Genomic DNA, 24,597 nt, shown 5'->3' with positions numbered 1-24,597 from the left:
GTCCACAGTTTTTCGGCAAGATCCACACGGTTTTTCGGCGAGCTGCACCGTGATTCCAGCCGCGAAGTTCGCGGACTGAAGGAATCACGGATCTCGCCGTGTGCGAGATCGCCGGGAGAGGGGTGGAGATCGTGGCCGGATCCATCACATTGGAGAGTCCCCGCACTGCTGAGGAGCGCCGCTCGGGACCGCTGATCGTCACGGAGGACGTGGACCTGCTCGACGACCTGCTGCGGCTCTGCGCGGCGGCAGGGGCCGAGCCGGACGTCCACCACACGGTGCCCGATCGCAAGGGCATCTGGGAGGGCGCGCCGCTGGTCCTCGTAGGAGACGACGCGGCCGAGCGGTGCCGCGGGGCCACCCGCAGGCGCGGGGTGGTGCTCGTGGGCCGCGACCAGGACAACCCGGACGTCTGGCGGCGGGCAGTGGAGATCGGTGCCGACAGTGTTCTTCGTCTGCCCGATGGGGAGGGCTGGCTCGTCGACCGGATCGCAGACGTCGCCGAGGGCGTCGGACGGCAGGCCCTGACGGTCGGAGTCATCGGCGGACGGGGTGGCGCGGGGGCGTCCACGCTGGCCTGCGCCCTCGCCGTGACGGCCGCCCGCGCCGGCCGGCGCACCATGCTCGTCGACGGGGACCCCCTCGGCGGTGGCCTGGACGTCCTGCTCGGCGGCGAACAGACCGAGGGCAGACGATGGCCCGACTTCGCCGCCTCGAAGGGCCGCGTCGCCGGCGGTGCACTGGAGGAGTCCTTGCCGGAGCTGCACGCGCTGCGGGTGCTCAGCTGGGACCGCGGGGATTCCGTCGTCGTCCCGCCCGAGGCGATGAGGTCGGTGCTCGCGGCGGCGCGCCGCCGGGGCGGGGTGGTCGTCGTCGACCTGCCACGCCGCGTCGACGAGGGCGTGGCCGAGGCGCTCGCCCAGCTCGACCTCGGGCTGCTGGTGGTGCCTGGCGAGCTCCGGGCGGTCGCCGCGGCGAACCGGGTCGCCTCAGTGGTGGGCATGGTCCTCTCGGACCTGCGCGTGGTCGCCCGCGGCCCGTACGCCTCCGGGCTGGACGAGCACTGGGTGGCGGCCGCGCTCGGCCTGCCGCTCGCAGGTGAACTGCCCGTGGAGACGGGGCTGTCGGCGGACCAGGACGGCGGAGCGCCGCCGGGAGCGAGCGGACGAGGGCCGCTGGCCAGGTTCTGCACGGCGTTCTGGGAGAAGGCGCTCGCCGGGGAGACGGTCTCATGAGCACCGGACTGCTGGAGGCCGTACGGCAGCGGCTGGCGGAGAGCGGCGCCGAGCCGACACCGGCCAGGGTCGCGGCAGCCCTGCGGGCGCAGGGGCGCCTGCTGGGGGATGCCGAAGTCCTGGGCGGTACGGAGAAGTTACGGGGCGAGCTGGTGGGCACGGGACCGCTGGAGCCCTTGCTGTCCGACCCTTCCGTCACCGATGTGCTGGTCTCCGCGCCGGACCGGGTGTGGGTGGACCGGGGCAGGGGCCTGGAGCTCACGGAGGTGACGTTCCCGGACGCGGCGTCCGTGCGCAGGCTGGCGCAGCGACTCGCGGCGGTGGCGGAGCGCAGGCTCGACGACGCGAGGCCCTGGGTGGACGCCCGGCTGCCGGACGGGACGCGGATGCACGCCGTGATTCCACCGGTGGCCGTCGGCTCGACGTGCCTGTCGCTGCGAGTGGTGCGGCCGCGGGCGTTCTCGGTGCGGGAGCTGGTCGTGGCCGGGACGGTTCCGCCGGACGGGGACCGCGTGCTGCGGGCGCTCATCGCGGCCCGGCTCTCCTTCCTGATCAGCGGTGGGACCGGTTCGGGGAAGACGACCCTGCTGAGCAGTCTGCTGGGTCTGGTGGGGGAGCGGGAGCGCATCGTGCTCGCCGAGGACTCGGCCGAGCTGAGGCCCGACCATCCCCACGTGGTGCGGCTCGAATCGCGCACCGCCAACCAGGAGGGCGCGGGACGGGTGACCCTGCGGGACCTGGTTCGCCAGGCACTGAGGATGCGGCCCGACCGGCTGGTCGTCGGAGAGGTCCGGGGCGCCGAGGTCACGGAATTGCTGTCCGCGCTCAACACCGGTCACGAAGGAGGCTGCGGCACCGTCCACGCAAACGCGGCGGCGGACGTGCCCGCGCGACTGGAGGCGCTGGGGACCGCGGCGGGGCTCGACCGGGCGGCACTGCACAGCCAGTTGGCCGCGGCCCTGTCCGTCGTCGTCCATCTCGCACGGGACGCGGACGGCCGGCGGCGCATCGCGGAGGTGCACGTGCTGGAGCGGGATGCGGCCGGGCTGGTGGTGACGGTTCCGGCGCTGAAGTGGGGCGCGGAGGCATTCGCGCGCGAGGAGGGCTGGCCGCGGCTTCGCGCCCTGATCGGGGAGGCGCTGTGAGGGCCGCCGAGTCGATGTGCGCGGCGGCTGTCTGCGCCGGGGCCGCCGCCTGGCTGATCACGGGCCAGGACCGGGGACTGCGCCGGGCGAGGCTGCTCTTGGCGGGCGGCAGTGCCGTCGCCGAACCGCCGTGGTGGGCGTGGGAGCGCCTGCTGCCGGTGGTGCGGCTGCGCAAGGAGTGGCTGTGCCTGCCGGTGGCGCTCATGGTCGCCGTGCTCGGGAAGTCCCTCGTGCCCCTCGTCGCAGGGGCCGCGGCTGTGCCGTTGGCGCGGCGGCGGTTGCGGGCCCGGGAGCACAGGAAGGAGGAGGACCGCAGGGCCGAGAGGGTGGTCGCGCTGTGCGGCGCGGTCGCGGGGGAGCTGAGGGCGGGCCTCCAGCCGGGGCAGGCGCTGTTGTCCGGCGCCCGGTCCACCAGGGCGCTCGGTCAGGAGGAGGCCGCCGTCCTGGCGGCGGCGCGGTTCGGCGGCGATGTCCCCGGGGCGCTGAAGGCCGCGGCTCGGCAGCCCGGCGCGCAGGGGCTGGCCGGATTCGCCGCCTGCTGGCGGGTCGCCGTGGACAGCGGTGCGGGGCTGGCCGCCGGCCTGGACCGGCTGGAGGCGGCGCTGCGGGCGGAGCGGGACCAACGGGAGGACTTGGCCGCACAGTTGGCGGGCGCATGGTCGACCGTCGTGCTCCTCGCACTGTTGCCCGTCGCCGGGCTGGGGATGGGCTGGGCGCTCGGCGCGGACCCGTTGGACGTGCTGTTCCACACGCCGGGCGGTATCGCCTGCCTGGTCGCCGGAGGGCTGTTGGAGGCGGCCGGCCTGTTCTGGGCGGGGCGGATCGTGCGGGCGGGTGAGGAGACATGAGCCCGGACGTCGTCCACAGGCTGGGGGCGGTGCTGGCGGGCCTGGCGGCGGTGAGCTGTGTCGGCTCGTTGATCGCGGCGCACCGCCGTGGCAGGGCGGTGCGTGGACGGATCGAGGCGCTGCTGTCGGTGGAGCGGGAACAGCGCCGCAACAGAGCGCAGTTGGCGGCCCGGACCAGGAGGTGGGCGGCGCCGTTCGGCGCGGCGGCTCTCTGTTACGTCCCCATCGGCGGCGCGGTCGGCGCCGCTGGGGGGATCGCTGCGGCACTCGGCGTACGGCACTGGCTCCGGCGCCGGGAGCGTGCCGCGGCGGTGGTGGCCGAGAGGGAGGGAGCCGACGGCGGGAAGGAGGCGGCACGACAACTGCCGCTCGCCGCCGACCTCCTGGCCGCCTGCATCTCGGCCGGCGCGGGACCGCGTGAGGCGGCGGAGGCCGTGGGCGAGTCGCTGGGCGGTCAGCTCGGGGAGAGGCTCGCCAGGGCCGCGGCCGAGCTCAGGCTCGGTGGCGAGCCGGCACACGCCTGGGGCTGGTTCGGCGCGACAGCGGGGGCCGGCACGCTGGCCCGCTGCCTGGAGCGCGCCGACCTGACGGGCGCCCCGGCCGCGGAGCAGGTGACGCGGCTGGCGGAGAGGCTTCGCGCGGACCGCGCCCGAGAGGTGGCGGCGCGCGGCCGGAAGGCACAGGTGCTGATCACGGCACCCGTGGGCCTGTGCTTCCTGCCCGCCTTTCTCGCCGTCGGCGTCGCACCGGTGGTGATCGGGCTGGCCGGCGGACTGCTGGCCGCCGACTGACCGCACCGATTTCTCACCCGTACAAGAGCACTACGAGACCAGGGAGTCGAGCATGTGGAAGACATTGTGGCACCGGCTGTGCGAGAGCAGGGCCGACGGACGCAGGCCGCTCGGAGGCCGGCTCGCAGGACTGCGCGGCCGGCTGGCAGGGCTGCGGACGGACAAGGGCATGACCACATCCGAGTACGCGGTGGGGACGATCGCCGCCTGCGGCTTCGCGGCCGTTCTGTACAAGGTCGTCACGAGTGACGCCGTGTCGAAAGGGCTCCAGGCGCTGATCGGCAAGGCCCTCGATGCCCAGTTCTGAGAAGCCGGGCGCGCATCCGGACCGGCGAGGCGACCGGGGGTCGGTGACCGCCGAGGCGGCTGTGGCGGTTCCTGCGCTGGTCCTGTTCGCCATGGCCCTGGTCTGGGCGCTGATGGCCGCGTCCGCGCAGATCCAGTGCGTGGACGCGGCGCGGGCCGGGGCACGGGCGGCGGCCAGGTCGGAGCCGCGTGCGGCGGCGCTGGCCGCCGCACGCTCCGCGGCCCCTTCCGGCGCACGGGTCACCCTGTCCAGGGCAGGCGACCTGTGGCGGGTGCGGGTGCAGGCGGATACGCCCGGACCCGGTGCGCTGGCGCTGACGCTGAGCGCGGAGGCGGCGGCCCTGGCCGAGGACACAGTGGGGCAGGGCACGGACGACGCCTCGGTCGGCGGTGCCGCAGCCGTACGGCTCGACCGGGTACGGGCGACCGCGGTGCGTGCTGCGGCCAGGGCCGGAGCCGCTGTGCCGGGCGGTACGGCGGTGGCGCCATGAACCGGGACCGGGGTTCGGCCACCGTCTGGGTGGCCTCCGCCACCACGGTGCTGTGCGCGGTCTTCGCGCTGGTGCTGGCGATGGGACAGGCGGTCGTGGCACGACATCGGGCGGGCGGGGCCGCCGACTTGGCAGCCCTGGCCGCGGCCGACCACGCCCTGAGCGGCCGGGCCGCGGCGTGCGCCGAGGCGGCCGAGGTCGCGCGGGCGCAGGAGGCGGAGGTCACCAGGTGCGTGGTGCGGGGCGAGATCGCCGACGTGACCGCCCGCTCCCGCTTCGGGCCGTACGCACCCGAAGTCAGGTCGAGGGCGGGGCCGCCCGAGGGGGCGGCCGACGGAAAGATCCACGCGACGCAGGCCCGACCGCGCGCACCGTCCCGCCGCCGGGTCCCGCAGGGTCTCCCTACGACGGGTCGCTGGTTGGCGGCCCCTGCGCCGCCGGTCCGGTCGTTTCCGAGGCAGGCCGGTCCTCGGCCTCGCCCTCCGGTGCCTGCGCCGTTCCGTCCGCCGACGGGGAGGGCGGTCCGTCTGCTCGTTCGCCCGCCGAGTCACCCGTCGGTTCGTTCGCCTGTTCCTTCGCCGGCTCGCCCGCGGTCCCCCGGGCAGCCGCATCACGGGACTCGCCCGGGTCCCATTCGCCCGGCGCCTGGGCAGGAGCGCTACGGAGCAATTCGGTGAGCAGGCGGACCGCGCCGCGCTTGTGCAGCGGGTCGTTGCCGTTGCCGCACTTGGGGGACTGGATGCACGAGGGGCAGCCGGCCTCGCACTCGCAGGAGGCGATGGCCTCGCGCGTCGCGGTGAGCCACTCGCGGGCCGTGCGGAAGGCACGCTCGGCGAATCCCGCGCCACCCGGATACCCGTCGTACACGAAAACCGTGGGGAGCAGTGTGTCGGGATGGAGCGGGACGGACACACCGCCGATGTCCCAGCGGTCGCAGGTGGCGAACAGCGGCAGCATGCCGATCGAGGCGTGTTCGGCCGCGTGGAGGGCTCCGCCGAGTTGTTCCGGACCCACCCGTGCGGCGTCGAGCTGGTCCTCGGTGACCGTCCACCACACGGCCCGGGTACGCAGGGTGCGGGGCGGGAGGTCGAGCTTCGACTCGCCGAGCACTTCGCCCGTGATGAGCCGGCGGCGAAGGAAGGAGACGACCTGGTTGGTGACCTCGACGGAGCCGTAGCACAGGCGCCCGTCCCCCCACGCGACCTCGATGTCGGTGTCGAGCACGGAGATGGAGGTGGTGTCCCGTGCGGTGGTCGAGTACGGCGGATCGGCCTCCTCGACCAGGGCGACCGAGTCCTCCAGATCGAGCTGTTCGACCAGGTAAGTGCGGCCCTGGTGCAGGTGGACGGCGCCGTCGTGGACGGTCGTGTGAGCGGCGGCCTCGTCGACGGTGCCGAGCAGGCGGCCGCTGGATGCCTCGACGATCTGGACGGGGCGCCCGCCGCCGCCGCGGATGTCGGCGAGATCGGCGGCCCGCTCGCGGCGCGTCCAGTGCCAGCCGGACGCGCGCCGGCGCAGCAGCCGGGCGGTCTCCAGCTGGGGCATGAGCTCCGCGGTGGCGGGCCCGAAGAGCTTCAGGTCCGCTTCGGTGAGCGGGAGTTCGGCCGCGGCGGCGCACAGGTGGGGAGCGAGGACGTAGGGATTGTCCGGGTCCAGGACGGTGGACTCGACCGGCCGCCGGAACAGCGCCTCGGGGTGGTGGACGAGATAGGTGTCCAGCGGGTCGTCGCGGGCGACGAGGACGGCCAGGGCGCCCTGACCCGAGCGTCCCGCGCGGCCGGCCTGCTGCCACAGGGAGGCACGGGTGCCCGGGTATCCGGCGATGACGACCGCGTCGAGACCGGAGACGTCGACGCCGAGTTCGAGGGCGGTGGTGGCGGCGAGGCCCAGGAGGTCGCCGGAGTGCAGGGCGCGTTCGAGGGCACGGCGTTCTTCGGGGAGGTAGCCGCCGCGGTAGGCGGCGATGCGCTGCGGGAGCGAGCGGTCGACCTCGGCGAGGCGCTCCTTGGCGATCACGGAGATGAGCTCGGCGCCCCGGCGGGAGCGTACGAAGGCGACGCTGCGCACGCCCTGCACGGTCAGGTCGGTCAGCAGGTCGGCGGTCTCGGCGGTCGCGGTGCGGCGGACCGGCGCGCCCTTCTCGCCGTGGAGCTCGGTCAGCGGCGGCTCCCACAGGGCGAAGACGAGTTCGCCGCGGGGCGAGGCGTCGTCGGCGACCTCCCGGACGGGCAGGCCGGTGAGACGGCCGGCCGCCACTGCCGGGGCTGCGGCGGTGGCCGACGCGAGCAGGAAGACGGGGTGCGCTCCGTAGCGGGCGCACAGGCGGCGTAGGCGGCGCAGCACCTGGGCGACGTGGGAGCCGAAGACGCCCCGGTAGGTGTGGCACTCGTCGATCACGACGTAGCGCAGGGTGCGGAGGAAGGAGGACCAGCGCGGGTGGGACGGGAGTATCCCGCTGTGCAGCATGTCCGGGTTGGTGAGGACGTAGTTCGCGTACTGCCGCACCCATTCGCGTTCCTCGACGGGCGTGTCGCCGTCGTAGACAGCGGGGCGGACCCGGTTGCCGAGGGGCGCGGCGAGCTCCCGGACGGCGCGGAGCTGGTCGGCGGCGAGGGCCTTGGTGGGGGCCAGGTACAGGGCGGTGGTGCCGCGGCCGTTCGGGGCCTCGGCGCCGTCGAGGAGGGTGCTGAGGACGGGGGCGAGGTACGCCAGGGACTTGCCCGAGGCGGTGCCGGTCGCGATGACCACGGACTCGCCGTCCAGGGCATGCTCGGCGGCGGCCGCCTGGTGGGCCCAGGGGTGCTCGATGCCGGCCTCCTGGACGGCGGCGATCACTTCCGCGCGGATGCGGTCGGGCCAGACGGCATGCCTGCCCGGTCGCGGGGGCAAGTGCTCCGTATGAGTGATGCGCGCAGCCCGGTTCGCCCCCGTGGTGAGCCGGTCGAGGACCGCACCGGGGGAGGGGCGGGTTTCCCCGCTCTCGGGAGGTCGTCTGGGACGGTGATTCTTGGCCATCGGCACCGAGTGTGTCACTGGCGTGACGGACAATGGTCCCAAGGCGTCGTGCATGGCTGCTGGTAAGTGATTGAATGCCATCGCGGCTGGCGACCGTCTTCCGGCTCCGTCGGGGAGACCTGAGGGGCGGCCGCTCGATAGCAAGGTGCTGGAGGATCCGTGGACCTGTCCCTGTCGACTCGCAATGTGTCCGGCCCTGGTGGCGACCGTACGGTCGTCGAGGTCGGTGGCGAGATTGATGTGTATACCGCGCCCAAGCTGCGCGAGCAGTTGGTCGAGTTGGTGAACGACGGCAGCTACCACCTGGTCGTCGACATGGAGGGCGTGGATTTTCTCGACTCCACCGGCCTCGGCGTGCTCGTCGGTGGCCTGAAGCGCGTGCGCGCGCACGAGGGCTCCCTGCGCCTGGTGTGCAACCAGGAGCGCATTCTCAAGATCTTCCGGATCACAGGTCTGACCAAGGTGTTCCCGATTCACACCACGGTCGACGAAGCCGTCGCGGCGACCGACTGACACTCGGCCGGAGACCGCCGGAAGCAGTGAGGGGCACCGGGCATCCAGCCCGGGCCCCTGAGAGGCACGCCCACATGTCCGAGGGGGATCTGCATGGCCACCGTTGAGCTCCGCTTCAGCGCCCAGCCCGAGCACGTCAGGACGGCCCGGCTGGTCGCCGCTGCCGTGGCACGCAGGGCCGGGGTCGACGAGGCGGTGCTGGACGAGGTCCGCCTCGCCGTGGGCGAGGCGTGCAGCCGCGCGGTCGGGCTCCACCGCAGCCACGGCCTCACGGCGCCCGTGCGGGTTCTGCTGTCCGAGGAGGAGAAGACCTTCTCGATCGAGGTCGGGGACGAGGTTCCCGGCTCGGGCGGCGGTGCGGGTCCGGGCGGGCGAGCCGCGGACGAGGAAGCCGACGCCGAGGGCGAGGACGAGATGGGGCTCGCGGTGATCAGCGGCCTCGTCGACGACATGGAGGTCTTGTCCTCCGATGACGGCGGCGTGATCCGGATGAGCTGGCCCGCAGCACCGCCTGCGGCGGCCACCTGATCCGTCCGGGCCGGCCGTCCCTCCGCCCCGTTCCTCCGCCGACCAGGCCTCGCCATGACCCGTTCGGCTCAACGCGGGCCGACCGAATCGAGGAGCCTGTCCGGGCGCCGGGAGGCCGTCGTGGCGGATCGGCCAGATTCGACGGACGGCGCGCTGTCCGTGCTTGACCGCCGTCCGGGTGATCGATCTTCCTATTCTCATCTCATTGTTCTGCGAAAGAGGCCCTGCTGAGCAGGGCCTCTTTCGCATTTTCTAGATCGTCGATCAAGAGTCAATGCTTTTGCACCATTACCTCTTTCGGGCACATTTTCAGAACGCGATCATTTGCTGAGTAGCCGGTGAAGGTCAATTGCATTTGCCGCACCCTGTTTTGATCAGGTTCCGCTACCTACAATCCGTCCACATCTTGAGCTCTGAACGTCAAGGAGGACGAATGGCGGGGCTCTTCAACCCACAAATGACCGATCATCCCACTTCCTACGCGGCGGCGGTGCTCACGGACGACAACCGGATGATCGTCGTGGTCATCGCAGCCGTCGCACTGGCGGCCCTGGTCGTCGCCCAATTGCTCGTGCGCCAGGTCCTCGCCGCAGGCGAGGGCACCGATTCCATGAAGAAGATCGCGGCGGCGGTGCAGGAAGGCGCGAATGCCTATCTCGCACGGCAGCTGCGCACCCTCGGCGTCTTCGCCGTGGTGGTGTTCTTCCTGCTCATGCTTCTTCCTGCCGACGACTGGTCGCAGCGTGCGGGACGCTCGGTGTTCTTCCTGGTGGGCGCGATCTTCTCGGCGGCCACCGGATACATCGGCATGCGTCTTGCGGTGCGGGCCAATGTCCGGGTGGCGGCGGCCGCGCGGGAAGCGACACCGCAGGAAGGAGAGCCGGAAAAGGATCTGACGGCCGTCGCGCACAAGGCCATGAAGATCGCGTTCCGTACCGGTGGCGTGGTCGGCATGTTCACGGTGGGCCTCGGGCTTCTCGGCGCCTCCTGTGTCGTGCTCGTCTACGCGGCCGACGCGCCCAAGGTGCTCGAGGGCTTCGGCCTCGGCGCCGCGCTGATCGCCATGTTCATGCGTGTCGGCGGCGGCATCTTCACCAAGGCGGCCGACGTCGGCGCCGACCTCGTCGGCAAGGTCGAGCAGGGCATTCCCGAAGACGACCCGCGCAACGCCGCGACCATCGCCGACAACGTGGGCGACAACGTCGGGGACTGCGCCGGCATGGCGGCCGACCTGTTCGAGTCGTACGCCGTCACGCTCGTCGCGGCCCTCATCCTCGGCTCGGCGGCCTTCGGCGACGCCGGGCTCGCCTTCCCGCTGATTGTCCCGGCGATCGGCGTGGTCACCGCGATGATCGGCATCTTCGCGGTCGCCCCGCGGCGCGCCGACCGCAGCGGGATGACCGCCATCAACCGAGGGTTCTTCATCTCCGCGGTGATCTCGATCGCCCTGGTGGCCATCGCGGTGTTCATCTATCTGCCCTCCTCCTACGCGGAGTTGGAGGGTGTCGGCGACGCCGCTGTCCGGGCGCACGACGGCGACCCGCGCATGCTGGCGCTCATCGCCGTCGCCATCGGCATCGTGCTGGCGGCCCTGATCCAGCAGCTGACGGGCTACTTCACCGAGACGAACCGGCGTCCGGTCCGGGACATCGGCAAGTCGTCGCTGACCGGCCCCGCCACCGTCGTGCTGGCCGGCATCTCGATCGGCCTTGAATCGGCGGTCTACACCGCGCTGTTGATCGGCCTCGGCGTCTACGGGGCGTTCCTGCTCGGCGGCACGTCGATCCTGCTCGCCCTCTTTGCGGTGGCGCTCGCCGGAACCGGCCTGCTCACCACGGTCGGCGTCATCGTCGCCATGGACACCTTCGGGCCGGTCTCCGACAACGCCCAGGGCATCGCGGAGATGTCGGGCGACGTCACCGGCGCGGGCGCGCAGGTCCTCACCGACCTGGACGCCGTCGGCAACACCACCAAGGCCATCACCAAGGGCATCGCCATCGCCACGGCCGTGCTCGCCGCCGCCGCGCTCTTCGGCTCGTACCGCGACGCCATCGGCACCGCGGCCCGGGACGTCGGCGAGAAGCTGGGCGACGGCGCCCCGATGAACCTGGTGATGGACATCTCCCAGCCCAACAATCTGGTGGGGCTGGTCCTGGGCGCCGCGGTCGTCTTCCTCTTCTCCGGGCTGGCGATCAACGCCGTGTCCCGCTCCGCGGGAGCCGTGGTCTACGAGGTGCGGCGGCAGTTCCGCGAGCACCCCGGGATCATGGACTACTCCGAGAAGCCGGAGTACGGGCGCGTCGTCGACATCTGCACCAAGGACGCGCTGCGGGAGCTGGCCACGCCGGGTCTGCTCGCGGTGATGACGCCGATCGCGGTCGGCTTCTCGCTCGGGGTCGGCGCGCTCGGCGCGTTCCTCGCGGGGGCGATCGGCACCGGAACGCTGATGGCCGTGTTCCTCGCCAACTCCGGCGGTGCGTGGGACAACGCCAAGAAGCTCGTCGAGGACGGTCACCACGGTGGCAAGGGCAGTGAGGCCCATGCGGCGACGGTGATCGGTGACACGGTCGGCGACCCGTTCAAGGACACGGCCGGTCCGGCGATCAACCCGCTGCTGAAGGTGATGAACCTGGTGGCGCTGCTGATCGCGCCGGCGGTCGTCCAGTTCAGCTTCGGGGACGACTCCAACGCCGGCATCCGCGCGTTGATCGCGGTGATCGCCATGGCGGTCATCGTGGGTGCCGTGTACATCTCCAAGCGGCGTGGAATCGCGGTGGGCGACGACGGCGACAGCCGGGCCGAGCGCGGCGCGAAGTCGGCCGATCCCGCGGCGGTGTCCTGACGTCTCGGATCAACTCATGGGCGGGCGCTGCGCAGTGACGTGGCGTCCGCCCATTCGCGCGTGTGGGTGAGTCTTGTCTCCCTTGGTGCAAATGGCTTCAATAGGTGATGAACCGGGCGCACGACACGCGTTTGTCGCCCACTTGGCGTGTATGTTCCGGGGCCGAGAGAGCCTTGGAAGGGACCAATCCGGTGAACAAGAAGCTTGCGGCCGCACTGTCCGGCGGTGCGGTACTGGTACTGGCGCTGTCGGGATGCGGGGACGACAGCGAGGAGAAGGTGAACAACTGGGCCAAGAAGGTCTGTGACCAGGCGCAGCCGCAGATCCAGAAGAGAGCCGACGCCCAGCAGGCCATCATCTCGACGGCCGCGGACGGCAAGCCCGCCGACATTCAGGCCGCCGACTCCAAGGCTTTCGCGGACATCGCCGCAGCGGACAAGGCACTTGCCAAGGCCGTCAGGGACGCCGGTGTCCCGCCGGTCGAAAACGGCGAGAAGCTTCGCACCGACGCGGTGAACGAGCTGGAGGCCACCGCCAAGGAGTACCTGGCGCTCAAGCAGAAGGTCGACGCCCTCGACGCCAAGGACCAGCAGAAGTTCGCCGACGGCCTGCAGGAGGTCGCGGACGGTCTGAAGAAGATCGAGCGCATGGACCAGGACGCGCTGGCCAAGCTCCAGGCGGGGGAGTTGGGCCAGGCGATGGCGAAGCAGCCGGGCTGCCAGAGGGCGAAGACGTCGAGCCCCGCCTCGGGCACCTCCGCGTCGCCCAGCAAGGCGTGACCGGCGCCCGTTCGCAGGACAACAAGATTGTGTGAGGCCCCACTCGGCCCGCGGCCGATGCGTGCCGCCACGCACGGGCACACCGCACGGCCCCGCCCCGACCCGGGCCGGGCCGTGCGGCGATTGTCAGTGGTGGCCGCCACAATGGGTTCGTGAGTACGACCAGTCTTCCCGCGCCCGACCACGCCCCCCGACTCCGCGACGCCTTCCTCGCCGCCCGTTTCACCGCCGACGGGCTGCTCGACCTGCTCGGAGCACCGGCGTACGCGGCGCTCGCCCGCAGCGAGACCGTGCCCGCCCTGCGTGCCACCCGTGGGGAGGGAGCGCTGGAGACGCTCGTCCGGCTGTTCCTGCTGCAGCGGCCCGTGGCGTACGGGCGGGCGCGCGACGCGCTGCCGGTCGACGTGTGCCTGGCGGACGGCTGGGTGGTGCGCGACGGCGACGAGGTCCGGGCCGCCGTGGACGTCCGGCCCTACGGGGGGCCGGAGGGCCAGGACTGGTTCATCGTCTCCGACCTCGGCTGCGCGGTCGGCGGCGCGGGGGGAGCCGGAGGACAGGGCGAAGGGGTCGTCCTCGGCGTCGGCGGCGCCTCCACCACGCTCGCCGGCATCACCGTGCGTACGCCTGTCGCGTCCGCGCTCGACATCGGCACGGGATCCGGCATCCAGGCGCTGCACGCCGCGCAGCACGCGACGAGGGTCACCGCCACCGATCTCAATCCCCGCGCCCTGCACTTCACCCGGCTCACGCTCGCGCTGTCCGGCGCGCCGGAGGCGGATCTGCGGGAGGGCTCGCTGTTCGAGCCGGTCGCCTCGGACACGTACGACCTGATCGTCTCCAATCCGCCCTTCGTCATCTCCCCCGGCGCCCGGCTGACCTACCGGGACGGCGGGATGGGCGGGGACGATCTGTGCCGCTCGCTCGTCCAGCAGGCGGGGGACAGGCTGAACGAGGGCGGCTTCGCCCAGTTCCTCGCCAACTGGCAGCACGTCGAGGGGGAGGACTGGCAGGAGCAGCTGCGCTCCTGGGTGCCGCGCGGCTGCGACGCCTGGATCGTGCAGCGCGAGGTGCAGGACATCACGCAGTACGCGGAGCTGTGGCTGCGCGACAGCGGCGACCACCGCAGCGATCCCGCGCAGTACGCGGCGCGGTACGACGCGTGGCTGGACGAGTTCGAGGCGCGGAAGACCAAGGCGGTCGGCTTCGGCTGGATCACGCTGCGCAAGTCCGGTGCCGACCGGCCGTCGATCGTGGCGGAGGAGTGGCCGCACCCCGTCGAGCAGCCGCTCGGCGACGCCGTGCGCGCCCACTTCGACCGGCAGGACTACCTGCGGACGCACGACGACGCGGCGCTGCTCTCCGACCACTTCCGGCTGGCGCCCGAGGTGGTGCAGGAGCAGGTCGGCCTGCCGGGCGCCGAGGACCCGGAGCACGTGGTCCTCCGCCAGAACCGCGGCATGCGGCGGGCGACCAAGGTCGACACCGTCGGCGCGGGCTTCGCGGGGGTGTGCGACGGGACACTGAGCGCCGGACGGATTCTGGACGCCATCGCCCAGCTGATCGACGAGGACCCGGTGCTCCTGCGCGACCGGACGCCGCAGGCGCTACGACTGCTGGTGGAGGAGGGCTTCCTCGAACCGGCCGATCCGGGCACGACGGCATAGGCGGCCCTGCACGGTTTGCGCCGCTCGATACGGGCAAACCGGCCAATGTTCGGTCAGCGTTCCCCCCTCCCGCGGCCGGACCCGAGAACGATCAAAGGGGAGTGATCGATGAGGACAGAGGAAGGGGAGGAGATCCCTCCGGAAAATGTGCCGACGCGACCGCGTGAGTGAACCCACGCACCGTTCACCCGGAATTCGCGCGGACGACGCCCAGGCGTGCCAGCCTCGGCACCCGGACATCCATGGCGTCAGGGAAGGACCGGACACGGGCATGGAGAGCGGGCCAGCGATCTTCGCCGGGACGGCATTCGCGCTGTTCGGAGCCGGGCTGCTGCTGTGGACGGGGACACGTCTCGCGCACCGCGCACCCGTCGCGCACGGAGTGAGCCCCGCCACGGCCGGCGCCTTCGGGATCTTCTTCGGTGCGGCCTTCCTCACGCTCGGCGTGTGGTGCTTCACTCGTATCTGAGGCGGCGCACAGGCGCCGACGTGCCGGTCCGGGCGGCATAAAGGGCTGGAGTCGGGTTACCGTTCGAGTGGCCGTTGCGGTCTTTTGCCGTTTGACACGGGGGCGGGTTGTACCGTCACACTCCGCAGCGACAGCAGCGCCACAGCAGTGCCGTAACGCCGCACCACCGCGTACCGCACCGCAGTGAGCGCCCATCGAGCGTCGACCGGAGAGAAGAGCGAAGTTGTCCCCGACCAGCGAGACCGCACAGGGCGGCCGCCGACTCGTGATCGTCGAGTCGCCTGCCAAGGCGAAGACGATCAAGGGCTACCTCGGCCCTGGTTACGTCGTCGAGGCGAGCGTCGGGCACATCCGCGACCTGCCGAACGGCGCCGCCGAGGTGCCGGAGAAGTACACCGGCGAGGTGCGCCGCCTCGGCGTCGACGTCGAACACGACTTCCAGCCGATCTACGTCGTCAACGCAGACAAGCGGGCCCAGGTCAGGAAGCTCAAGGAGCAGCTCGCCGAGTCCGACGAGCTCTACCTCGCCACCGATGAGGACCGCGAGGGCGAGGCCATCGCGTGGCACCTCCTCGAGGTGCTCAAGCCCAAGGTTCCCGTCCACCGCATGGTGTTCCACGAGATCACCAAGGAAGCGATCCGCGACGCCGTCGCGAACCCGCGCGAGCTCAACAAGCGCATGGTCGACGCCCAGGAGACCCGCCGCATCCTCGACCGCCTCTACGGCTACGAGGTCTCGCCGGTCCTGTGGAAGAAGGTCATGCCCCGGCTGTCCGCCGGCCGCGTGCAGTCCGTCGCGACCCGGCTCGTCGTCGAGCGGGAGCGCGAGCGCATCGCGTTCCGCTCCGCCGAGTACTGGGACCTGACCGGCACCTTCGCCACCGGCCGCGCCGGTGACACGTCCGACCCCTCGACCCTCACGGCCCGTCTCAACACGGTCGACGGGCGGCGTGTCGCCCAGGGCCGCGACTTCGGTCCGGACGGCCGGCTCAAGAGCGCGCAGGTGCTCCACCTCGACGAGGCGAACGCCCGTGCCCTGGCCGCAGCGCTCCAGGACACGTCCTTCGCGGTCCGCTCCGTCGAGTCCAAGCCCTACCGCCGCTCGCCGTACGCGCCCTTCCGTACGACGACGCTGCAGCAGGAGGCCTCGCGCAAGCTGGGCTTCGGCGCCAAGGCGACCATGCAGATCGCGCAGAAGCTGTACGAGAACGGCTTCATCACCTACATGCGTACGGACTCCACCACGCTGTCCGAGACCGCCGTCGCGGCGGCCCGGGCGCAGGTGACGCAGCTGTACGGCGCCGACTACCTGCCCGACAAGCCGCGTACCTACGCCGGCAAGGTCAAGAACGCGCAGGAGGCGCACGAGGCGATCCGGCCGTCGGGCGACCGTTTCCGCACGCCGGCCGAGACCGGTCTGTCCGGCGACCAGTTCCGTCTCTACGAGCTGATCTGGAAGCGGACCGTCGCCTCCCAGATGAAGGACGCCGTCGGGAACAGCGTGACGGTGAAGATCGGCGGCCGGGCCTCCGACGGCCGCGACGCCGAGTTCACCGCGTCCGGCAAGACGATCACCTTCCACGGCTTCATGAAGGCCTACGTGGAGGGCGCGGACGACCCGAACGCGGAGCTGGACGACCGCGAGCGTCGCCTCCCGCAGGTCGCGCAGGGCGATGCCCTGTCCGCCGAGGAGATCTCGGTGGACGGCCACGCCACCAAGCCGCCCGCCCGCTACACCGAGGCGTCGCTGGTCAAGGAGCTGGAAGAGCGTGAGATCGGCCGCCCGTCGACGTACGCGTCGATCATCGGCACGATCCTGGACCGCGGCTACGTCTTCAAGAAGGGGACGGCGCTCGTGCCGTCGTTCCTCTCCTTCGCCGTGGTGAACCTGCTGGAGAAGCACTTCGGCCGGCTCGTCGACTACGACTTCACCGCCAGGATGGAGGACGACCTCGACCGCATCGCACGGGGCGAGGCGCAGGCCGTGCCGTGGCTCAAGCGCTTCTACTTCGGCGAGGGCGACGCCGCCGGCGCGGCCTCCGAGGCGGGCAACGGCGACGGCGACCACCTCGGTGGTCTCAAGGAGCTGGTGACCGACCTCGGCGCCATCGACGCCCGCGAGATCTCCAGCTTCCCCGTCGGCAGCGGCATCGTTCTGCGCGTCGGCCGCTACGGCCCGTACGTCGAGCGCGGCGAGAAGGACGCGGAGGGCCACCAGCGCGCCGACGTCCCCGACGACCTCGCACCCGACGAGCTGACCGTGGAGTACGCGGAGGAGCTGCTCGCCAAGCCGAGCGGTGACTTCGAGCTGGGCACCGACCCGGCGACCGGACACCAGATCATCGCCAAGGACGGCCGCTACGGCCCGTACGTCACCGAGGTGCTGCCCGAGGGCACGCCGAAGACCGGCAAGAACGCGGTCAAGCCGCGCACGGCGTCGCTGTTCAAGTCCATGTCGCTCGACACCGTCACGCTCGAGGACGCGCTGAAGCTGATGTCCCTGCCGCGGGTGGTCGGCACCGACGCCGAAGGCGTCGAGATCACCGCGCAGAACGGCCGCTACGGCCCGTACCTGAAGAAGGGCACCGACTCGCGCTCGCTGGAGAACGAGGAGCAGTTGTTCAGCATCACGCTGGACGAAGCCCTCGCGATCTACGCGCAGCCCAAGCAGCGCGGGCGGGCCGCGGCCAAGCCGCCGCTGAAGGAGCTGGGCACCGACCCGGTCAGCGAGCGTCCCGTCGTCGTCAAGGACGGCCGCTTCGGCCCGTACGTCACCGACGGCGAGACCAACGCGACGCTGCGCACCGGCGACAGCGTCGAGGACATCACGCCGGAGCGCGGCTACGAACTGCTCGCCGAGAAGCGTGCCAAGGGGCCGGCCAAGAAGACGGCCAAGAAGGCGCCCGCCAAGAAGGCGCCCGCCAAGAAGACGGCGGCGAAGAAGACGGCCGCCAAGACGACGGCGGCCAAGAAGACGACGGCCGCCGCCAAGAAGGCACCGGCGAAGAAGGCCACCACGAAGAAGACGGCGGCGTCGGCCAACGCCTCCGCGACCGCGGGCGAGGAGTAGAGGAACCGGCCGGGAGGCGACTCCCGGGCCGGACCGGCACAGGCGCTTTGGCGCACGGGGATCTTCACACTCGTGTGACAAAGCGCCCGTGTGTTCGGACACCCCTCCGGGGAGCGACCCGCTCCGGATAGGCTGGGCGGATGACGCGAGCCGAGCAGCCAGCCGAGCAGCAGGCGGTCATGAGTACCGCTGCAGAGACTGCTTCCGACGCATCTGATTCCGACGCACTCGCCGCGGACTCGCGGGAGCGCGCCGTGCGCGCCCTCCTGCGTCACGCGCCGCTGAGGCGGCTCTGGAACGCCCAAGTGGTCGGCGGGACCGGGGACGCACTGGGTGTCCTCGTCCTGATGCTGCTGGCGTTGCAGGCGGCCGTCGAGTCAGGCACGTTCGGGACCGGTTACCGCGGGGCGGCCTTCGCCGTCGCCGCCGTCCTCGGAGCGCGCGTGCTGGCCACGCTGCTGTTCGGGGCCGTACTCCTCGGCCCCATGACTTCGCTCACCGCGCCGAGCGGCCCGCTGGACCGGCGCTGGACCATGATCGGCGCGGACGGCGTGCGGGTCGGGCTGCTGGTCGTCGCGCCGCTGTGGATCGACTGGGTCCCCGCGAACGCACTCGCGATCCTGCTGATCACCGTCTTCGTCTCCGGTGTCGCGGAACGTTTCTGGACGGTCGCCCGTGACGGCGCCGCTCCCGCGCTGCTGCCCGCGCCGCCGCTGGAGGGCGCGGCGGTACGGCCGCTGCCCGACCACCTCGACGCGCTGCGCCGGCTGTGGCTGCGCACCGGCTTCGCGGTCATCCCCGCGGCGGCCGCCGTGCTGCTCGTCGCCACGCTGATCGGCAACCTGCTCGGCTCGGGCATCGAGTGGTTCACGCTTCACCAGGCGGCGCTCGCCTCCTACCTCGCGGCCGGCCTGTTCGCCGCGTCCGTGTCGACGCTGTACTTCGTCGAGCTGCCCGCCGCGCAGACGCCCCGGCCTCGTTCGCCGCTGGAGGGCCTGCGCCGCCCGTCGACCGGGAACGGCGCGGACAAGGGCCGCACCGGCAGCATCCCGCTGTTCGTGCTCGCCTGCGCCGCCGTCACCGGAGCCATCGCGTCCGCGACGGCCGTCGCCGTGCTCCACGCCGTCGACCTAGGCGGCGGCCCGGCGGCGTTCGCGCTGCTCGTCCTCGCCCTGATCGGCGGCACCGGAGCCGGGATCCGCACGGCCGGAGCCGTCCTGCCCTCGCTGTCGCGCCGCCGGCTGCTCGCCCTCGCGCTCACCGTGACCGGCGTGGCGCTGCTCGCCATGGGTCTCGTACCGGACACGGCCACCGTGCTGTTCATCGCGGCGCTCGCCGGCTTCACGGCCGGTGTGGCCGCGAACACCGGGCACGGCCTGATCGACCAGGAGACCGAGGACTTCCGCCGCCCCCGCATCACCGAGCACCTCCAGGCGGTCGTCCGCGTCGCCATCGGACTCACTGTGATCGCGGCCCCGCTGCTGGCGGCGGCGATCGGACCGCACCGGCTCGCGAGCGGCGACTTCGTCTTCGCGCACGGCGGGGCCGCGTTCACGCTGATGCTCGCGGGCGCGCTGCTGCTGCCCGTCGCCGCGGTCGTCCTGGCCAAGACCGACGACCGGTCCGGGGTGCCGCTCCGCCGCGATCTGCGCGACGCGGTGCGCGGCGGCGCTGACCCGGCCCAGGCGCCCGCGACGAACGGCTTCTTCATCGCCATCGAGGGCGGCGACGGCGCCGGCAAGTCCACCCAGGTCGAGGCGCTCGCCGAGTGGATCCGCGCCAAGGGCCACGAGGTCGTCGTCACCCGGGAGCCTGGTGCCACCCCCGTCGGCAAGCGGCTGCGGTCCATCCTGCTGGACGTGTCGAGCGCCGGACTGTCCAACCGGGCCGAGGCCCTGCTGTACGCCGCCGACCGCGCGGAGCACGTCGACTCGGTCGTCCGCCCGGCGCTGGAGCGCGGCGCGATCGTCATCTCCGACCGCTACATCGACTCCTCCGTGGCCTACCAGGGCGCGGGCCGCGACCTGTCGCCGACGGAGATCGCGCGGATCTCCCGCTGGGCGACGGACGGACTCGTACCGCACCTGACCGTGCTGCTCGACGTGTCCCCGGAGACCGCACGCGAACGCTTCACCGAGGCGCCGGACCGGCTGGAGTCGGAGCCCGCGGAGTTCCACCAGCGGGTGCGCGCCGGGTTCCTGACCCTGGCCGCCGCCGCCCCCGGGCGCTACCTCGTCGTGGACGCGGGCCAGGAGCCCGAGGCGGTCACCACCGTCGTACGCCACCGGCTCGACCAGATGCTGCCCCTGTCCGAGGCCGAGATCACGGCACGGGAGGAGGCGCGCAGGGCGGCCGAGGAGGAGGCCCGCCGCAGGGCCGAGGAGGAGGCGGCGCGCAAGGCGGAGGAGGAGCGCCTTGAGCGCGAGCGCCAGGAGCAGCTCGCGCGCCTGCGTGCCGAGGAGGAGGAGCGCAAGCGGCGCGAAGAGGACGAGGCGCGGCAGCGCGAGGCCGAGCGCCAGGCCGAGGAGGCCAGGCAGCGCGCCGAGGAGGCGCGCCGGAGGGCGGAGGCGGAACGCCGCCGTCGCGAGGCCGAGGAGAAGGCCCGCCAGGAGGAGCAGGAGCGGCTGCGCCGCCAGGCCGAGGAGGAGGCCCGGCTGCGGGCCGAGGCCGAGGCGCGCCGGCTGGAGAAGCAGCGCAAGGCGGAAGAGGCGCTGCTGAAGGCCGAGCAGGCACGGCGGGCCGCGGAGGCGGCCGCTGCGGCAGCGGCCGCGGTGTCCGCGCAGTCGGCGAACGAGGTCACGGTGCCGACGCCGGTCATGCGGCGGGAGGAGGAGCCGGCGGCCGGTGCGGACGAGATCACGCAGGAGGTCCCGAGGCCGGACGCGGTCGCGGGGGACGACGAGACGAGGCTGCTGCGCAAGGTCCCGGACGAGGCGGAGACGTCCGTCCTGCCGGCCGTGGACCCGAGGGCCGAGGAGGAGACCTCCGTGCTGCCGGCCGTGGACGACCGGCGGGCGGCCGACGAGACGGCGATGCTGCCGCCGGTCCGGGACGCGCGCCGGGACGCGGAGCCCGCGGACCGGGTGCCGCCGGGCTTCTTCCGCGACGAGCGCCCGGAGAACGCCGAGGGTGCCGAAGGCGGGAACGAGCGCACCCGGGAGCTGCCTCAGGTCGACCCCCAGCCGGCCCGTCGGCGCGGCCGCCCGGACTGGGCGGAGGAGACGCCGCTGGACGACCTCCCGACCCTGGCGGACGAACTGCTCGGCCCCCACGAGGACGACGACGACGGCCGAGGCAGCAGGCGCTGAGAGGGCTGCGAACGCGTCGGCTCGCAGGCCTTGGTCTGGAAGTCGGCGCGTTCCGCTTGCTGGGCATGACCGTTCCGCCCAGGGCGTTCCAGCGCGTGACGAGCCGGTAAGGCGCGGCACGCGGCCTCCGTGCGCAAGGGTTGCTGCGGGCGGGATGGGCGACCTGACGCCCCGGCTCGCGGGTGCGACGCAGTTCCCCTGACGCGCTGCCCCGCCCGGTCCGGCTTGTGGACGTGATCAGGGCTCCCCGGTGCCTCGACGGGCCCGCGCCCGGTCCGGCCCCCAGGCGTGACGGCGCGCCCTTCTGCCCGAGGGCGGCGACTGCCCGGGGCCCGGTCGGGGCGGGATGTCAGAGGGCTCCTCCACAATGGGAGACCGCAGCACGGAAGGGCGGTGACGGCACATGGCCGTTTGGGACGACATGGTCGGCCAGGAGCGTGTCCGGACGCAGCTCTGCGCCGCCGCGCGGGACGCCGACACCCATGTCACCGCCCAGGCCCAGGGCGCCCCCGCCCCCGCCGCATCGAAGATGACGCACGCCTGGCTGTTCACCGGGCCCCCCGGGTCCGGGCGGGCCACCGCCGCCCGTGCCTTCGCCGCCGCCCTGCAGTGCACCAGCCCCGACCGCGCACTCGGCGGCGCGCCCGGCTGCGGGTTCTGCGACGGCTGCCACACCACGCTCGTCGGGACGCACGCCGACGTCGAGGTGATCCGCACGGACCTGCTGTCCATCGGCGTCAAGGAGACCCGGGAGCTGGTGCGCCGCGCGCAGCTCTCCCCCGCCGGCGGCCGCTGGCAGGTGATCGTCTTGGAGGACGCCGACCGCCTCACCGAGGGCGCGGGGAACGTCCTGCTGAAGGCGGTTGAGGAGCCCGCCCCGCGCACCGTGTGGCTGCTGTGCGCACCCTCCCTGGAGGACGTGCTCCCCACCATCCGGTCCCGTTGCCGCCACCTCACGCTCCGTACGCCCCCGGTCTCCGCAGTCGCCGACGTGCTGGTCCGGCGCGACGGCATCGAGCCCGAGGTCGCCGCGGCGGCGGCGCGGGCCACGCAGGGCCACATCGGCCGCGCGCGCAGGCTCGCCACGGACGAGCGCGCCCGCGCCCGGCGTGCGACCGTCCTCAAGCTCCCGCTGCGCGTGGAGGACATCGGCGGCTGCCTCAAGGCCGCGCAGGAGCTGGTCGACGCGGCGGCGGAGGACGCCAAGCAGGTCGCCGAGGAGATCGACGTCAAGGAGACCGAGGACCTGAAGGCGGCGCTCGGCGCGTCCGCGGGCGGCCGCATGCCGCGCGGGACGGCCGGTGCAGTGAAGGAGCTCGAGGACAAGCAGAAGCGCCGCAGGACACGGACGCAGCGCGACAGCCTCGACCTCGCGCTCTCCGACCTCACGGGGTTCTACCGCGACGTCCTCGCGCTCCAGATGGGCTCGCGGGTCCAGCTCGCCAATGAGGACGTGCGCGACGCGCTCGACCGCATCGCCCGCGGCTCCACACCCGAGGGCACCCTGCGCCGCATAGAGGCGGTCGTCGCCTGCCGCGAGGTCCTGGACCGCAATGTGGCCCCGCTGCTGGCGGTCGAGGCGATGACGATGGCGCTGCGCGCGGGCTGACGCCGTGGGCCGACCGGGCGCCGGGGCGTCACCTCCCCGGTGGGTTGACCAGGTCACCCGTACGAGCAGGGACGGGCATCGGCGCTCTGCTGGGATTACGCTCCGGGGATGGACTCCAGGCGCCTGCTCCGCACCTTCGCCCTCCCCCTTGCCGCGCTCGGCCTGCTCGTCTCCGGCTGCAGCGGCGGCGGTTCGTCTCCCGGTTCCTCGCCGTCCGGCCGGGCGGCCCCCTCCGCCGACCTCGAGCGGTACTACACGCAGAAGCCGGCCTGGCGCTCCTGCGGCGTCCCCGGTTTCCAGTGCGCGACGGTGAAGGCCCCGCTCGACTACGCGGACCCCGAGGGCGAGTCCGTCGACCTCGCGGTCGCCCGCAAGAAGGCCACGGGCCCGGGCAAGCGGCTCGGCTCCCTCCTGGTCAACCCGGGCGGACCCGGCGCCTCGGCCATCGGCTACCTCCAGAGCTACGCGGGCATCGGCTACCCCGCGCCGGTCCGCGCCCGCTACGACATGGTCGCCGTCGACCCGCGCGGCGTCGCCCGCAGCGCACCGGTCGAGTGCCTCTCCGGCCGGGAGATGGACGCCTTCACGCAGACCGACCAGACCCCGGACGACGCCGACGAGACGGCGAAGCTGGCCGCGGCCTACCAGGACTTCGCCGCGGGCTGCGAGAAGCGCTCCGGCACGATCCTGCCGCATGTCTCCACGGTCGAGGCGGCACGGGACATGGACCTCGTCCGCGCCGTGCTGGGCGACGAGAAGCTGAACTACGTCGGCGCCTCGTACGGCACCTTCCTCGGCGCGACGTACGCCGAGCTGTTCCCCGACCGGACCGGCCGGCTCGTCCTGGACGGCGCGATGGACCCCTCGCTGCCCTCACGCCAGATGAACCGCGACCAGACGGCCGGGTTCGAGACGGCGTTCCAGTCCTTCGCCGCGGACTGCGTCAAGCGGGCCGACTGCCCGCTCGGCCGGAAGTCCGCCGCGGACGCCTCCGCCCGCCTCAAGGCGCTCTTCGAGAAGCTGGACGCCACCCCCGCCCCGACCGGCGAGAGCCGCGAGCTCACCGAGTCGCTGGCCACCACGGGCGTCATCGCGGCCATGTACGACGAGGGCGTGTGGCCCCAGCTCCGGGGAGCGCTGGCCGCGGCCCAGGAGGGTGACGGCGCCTCGCTGCTGGCGATGGCCGACATGTACTACGAGCGGGAGGCGGACGGCTCGTACGCGAACCTGATGTTCGCCAACGCCGCCGTGAACTGCCTCGATCTCCCTGCCGCCTTCCGCACGCCCGAGGCCGTCGAGCCGGCCGTCCCGGAGTTCGAGAAGGCCTCCCCGGTCTTCGGCGAGGGCTTCGCCTGGGCCTCCCTGAACTGCGGTTACTGGCCCGAGAAGGCCACCGGCAAGCCCCATCGCATCGAGGCGAAGGGCGCGGCCCCGATCGTGGTGGTCGGCACGACCCGCGACCCGGCCACCCCGTACAAGTGGGCCAGGAGCCTCGCCGGCCAGCTCTCCTCGGGCCGGCTGCTGACCTACGACGGCGACGGCCACACCGCGTTCGGCCGGGGCAGCGACTGCGTCGACTCGGCGATCAACACCTACCTCCTGGAGGGCACACCCCCGGCCGACGGCAAGCGCTGCTGAGCCCGCGGACGGGCGCCGGTCCGGGGTGCGGCAGGAGGTGGTTCGGGGCACCCAGCAGAACCCTGTAGACTTGGCGCCGCTGCTGATGAGAGCGTGTCCCCGCGGGGACGGGTGTCTCGTCCCGTAGCGCGCCGCCTTAGCTCAGTTGGCCAGAGCAACGCACTCGTAATGCGTAGGTCTCGGGTTCGAATCCCGAAGGCGGCTCCATCGAAACCCCAGGTCGGATAGTCGCCGACGCTGGGGTTTTCTGTTGCGCGGGGCATGGGCCCTCTCCCTGTGGTCACCTCACGTCGTGGCACGGGAACTGCCGTCCCCCGAAGTCCGTTGAACCAGCAACACCCTTCTG

17 protein-coding genes, 1 tRNA gene and 1 pseudogene are annotated in these 24,597 nt (G+C 72.6%); 18 read left to right on the top strand and 1 reads right to left on the bottom strand.

Going from position 1 to position 24,597, the window contains the following annotated elements:
- The first annotated feature begins 131 nt into the window (after positions 1–131).
- From ssd to HW130_RS12645, 7 genes and pseudogenes are all read left to right on the top strand, one after another.
- A complete protein-coding gene (ssd, locus tag HW130_RS12675) occupies positions 132–1,235 on the top strand; it encodes a septum site-determining protein Ssd (RefSeq protein ID WP_177149613.1) in 1,104 nt (367 codons plus the stop codon).
- Positions 1,232–2,380, top strand: coding sequence for a TadA family conjugal transfer-associated ATPase (locus HW130_RS12670; RefSeq protein WP_177149612.1), 1,149 nt, complete (start codon positions 1,232–1,234; stop codon positions 2,378–2,380). Before ssd ends, HW130_RS12670 begins: the two co-directional genes overlap by 4 nt.
- A 14-nt stretch (positions 2,381–2,394) precedes the next feature.
- The gene (locus HW130_RS12665; protein ID WP_177149699.1) at positions 2,395–3,228 is read left to right on the top strand and encodes a type II secretion system F family protein; all 834 of its coding nucleotides are present in this window, start codon (positions 2,395–2,397) and stop codon (positions 3,226–3,228) included.
- Positions 3,225–4,019 (top strand): type II secretion system F family protein, encoded by a 795-nt coding sequence (locus HW130_RS12660; protein ID WP_177149611.1) that lies wholly within the window; start codon positions 3,225–3,227, stop codon positions 4,017–4,019. Before HW130_RS12665 ends, HW130_RS12660 begins: the two co-directional genes overlap by 4 nt.
- Before the next feature lie 52 nt (positions 4,020–4,071).
- Positions 4,072–4,326, top strand: coding sequence for a DUF4244 domain-containing protein (locus HW130_RS12655; protein WP_177149610.1), 255 nt, complete (start codon positions 4,072–4,074; stop codon positions 4,324–4,326).
- Positions 4,313–4,816 carry a TadE family type IV pilus minor pilin gene (locus HW130_RS12650; protein WP_177149609.1) on the top strand — a complete coding sequence of 168 codons (504 nt, stop codon included), beginning with the start codon at positions 4,313–4,315 and terminating at the stop codon, positions 4,814–4,816. Before HW130_RS12655 ends, HW130_RS12650 begins: the two co-directional genes overlap by 14 nt.
- Positions 4,813–5,073, top strand: a pseudogene (locus tag HW130_RS12645) (Rv3654c family TadE-like protein); the annotation flags it as partial. The gene HW130_RS12650 and the pseudogene HW130_RS12645, both read left to right, overlap by 4 nt.
- 145 nt (positions 5,074–5,218) lie before the next feature.
- Here the strand turns inward: HW130_RS12645 and HW130_RS12640 are convergent.
- Complete coding sequence (locus tag HW130_RS12640) at positions 5,219–7,912, bottom strand: DEAD/DEAH box helicase (protein ID WP_256356047.1); 2,694 nt, start codon at positions 7,910–7,912, stop codon at positions 5,219–5,221.
- A 78-nt stretch (positions 7,913–7,990) separates the two neighbouring features.
- Here HW130_RS12640 and HW130_RS12635 point away from each other — a divergent pair, with 78 nt between their 5' ends.
- The 11 genes from HW130_RS12635 to HW130_RS12585 all read left to right on the top strand — a co-directional run bounded on the left by HW130_RS12635 (position 7,991) and on the right by HW130_RS12585 (position 24,458).
- Positions 7,991–8,344, top strand: coding sequence for an STAS domain-containing protein (locus tag HW130_RS12635; RefSeq protein WP_003967428.1), 354 nt, complete (start codon positions 7,991–7,993; stop codon positions 8,342–8,344).
- Positions 8,345–8,437: 93 nt separating this feature from the next.
- Positions 8,438–8,872 carry an ATP-binding protein gene (locus HW130_RS12630; RefSeq protein WP_177149608.1) on the top strand — a complete coding sequence of 145 codons (435 nt, stop codon included), beginning with the start codon at positions 8,438–8,440 and terminating at the stop codon, positions 8,870–8,872.
- A 433-nt stretch (positions 8,873–9,305) separates the two neighbouring features.
- Positions 9,306–11,714, top strand: a complete 2,409-nt coding sequence (locus HW130_RS12625) for a sodium-translocating pyrophosphatase (protein WP_177149607.1) — start codon at positions 9,306–9,308, stop codon at positions 11,712–11,714.
- A 191-nt stretch (positions 11,715–11,905) separates the two neighbouring features.
- The gene (locus HW130_RS12620) at positions 11,906–12,493 is read left to right on the top strand and encodes a small secreted protein (RefSeq protein WP_177149606.1); all 588 of its coding nucleotides are present in this window, start codon (positions 11,906–11,908) and stop codon (positions 12,491–12,493) included.
- A gap of 152 nt (positions 12,494–12,645) precedes the next feature.
- Positions 12,646–14,157 (top strand): class I SAM-dependent methyltransferase, encoded by a 1,512-nt coding sequence (locus HW130_RS12615; protein WP_177149605.1) that lies wholly within the window; start codon positions 12,646–12,648, stop codon positions 14,155–14,157.
- A 271-nt stretch (positions 14,158–14,428) separates the two neighbouring features.
- The gene (locus tag HW130_RS12610) at positions 14,429–14,626 is read left to right on the top strand and encodes a hypothetical protein (protein WP_177149604.1); all 198 of its coding nucleotides are present in this window, start codon (positions 14,429–14,431) and stop codon (positions 14,624–14,626) included.
- A 223-nt stretch (positions 14,627–14,849) separates the two neighbouring features.
- The gene (topA, locus tag HW130_RS12605) at positions 14,850–17,696 is read left to right on the top strand and encodes a type I DNA topoisomerase (protein WP_177149603.1); all 2,847 of its coding nucleotides are present in this window, start codon (positions 14,850–14,852) and stop codon (positions 17,694–17,696) included.
- 140 nt (positions 17,697–17,836) lie between these two features.
- On the top strand, positions 17,837–21,004 hold the full coding sequence (tmk, locus tag HW130_RS12600) for a dTMP kinase (protein ID WP_177149602.1): 3,168 nt from the start codon (positions 17,837–17,839) through the stop codon (positions 21,002–21,004).
- Between the two features lie 403 nt (positions 21,005–21,407).
- Positions 21,408–22,613: a DNA polymerase III subunit delta' gene (locus HW130_RS12595; RefSeq protein WP_177149601.1), complete on the top strand. Its 1,206-nt coding sequence runs from the start codon at positions 21,408–21,410 to the stop codon at positions 22,611–22,613.
- 108 nt (positions 22,614–22,721) lie between these two features.
- Entirely contained in the window at positions 22,722–24,251 is a 1,530-nt protein-coding gene (locus HW130_RS12590) for an alpha/beta hydrolase (protein ID WP_177149600.1), read from the top strand.
- Positions 24,252–24,381: 130 nt separating this feature from the next.
- Positions 24,382–24,458 (top strand) — tRNA-Thr (locus HW130_RS12585).
- Positions 24,459–24,597 lie beyond the last annotated feature (139 nt).

Source organism: Streptomyces sp. PKU-EA00015 (assembly GCF_013387495.1).
Classification (GTDB): domain Bacteria; phylum Actinomycetota; class Actinomycetes; order Streptomycetales; family Streptomycetaceae; genus Streptomyces.
Note: the sequence above shows the minus strand (reverse complement) of the source record. Positions and strands in the feature narration are given on the sequence as shown.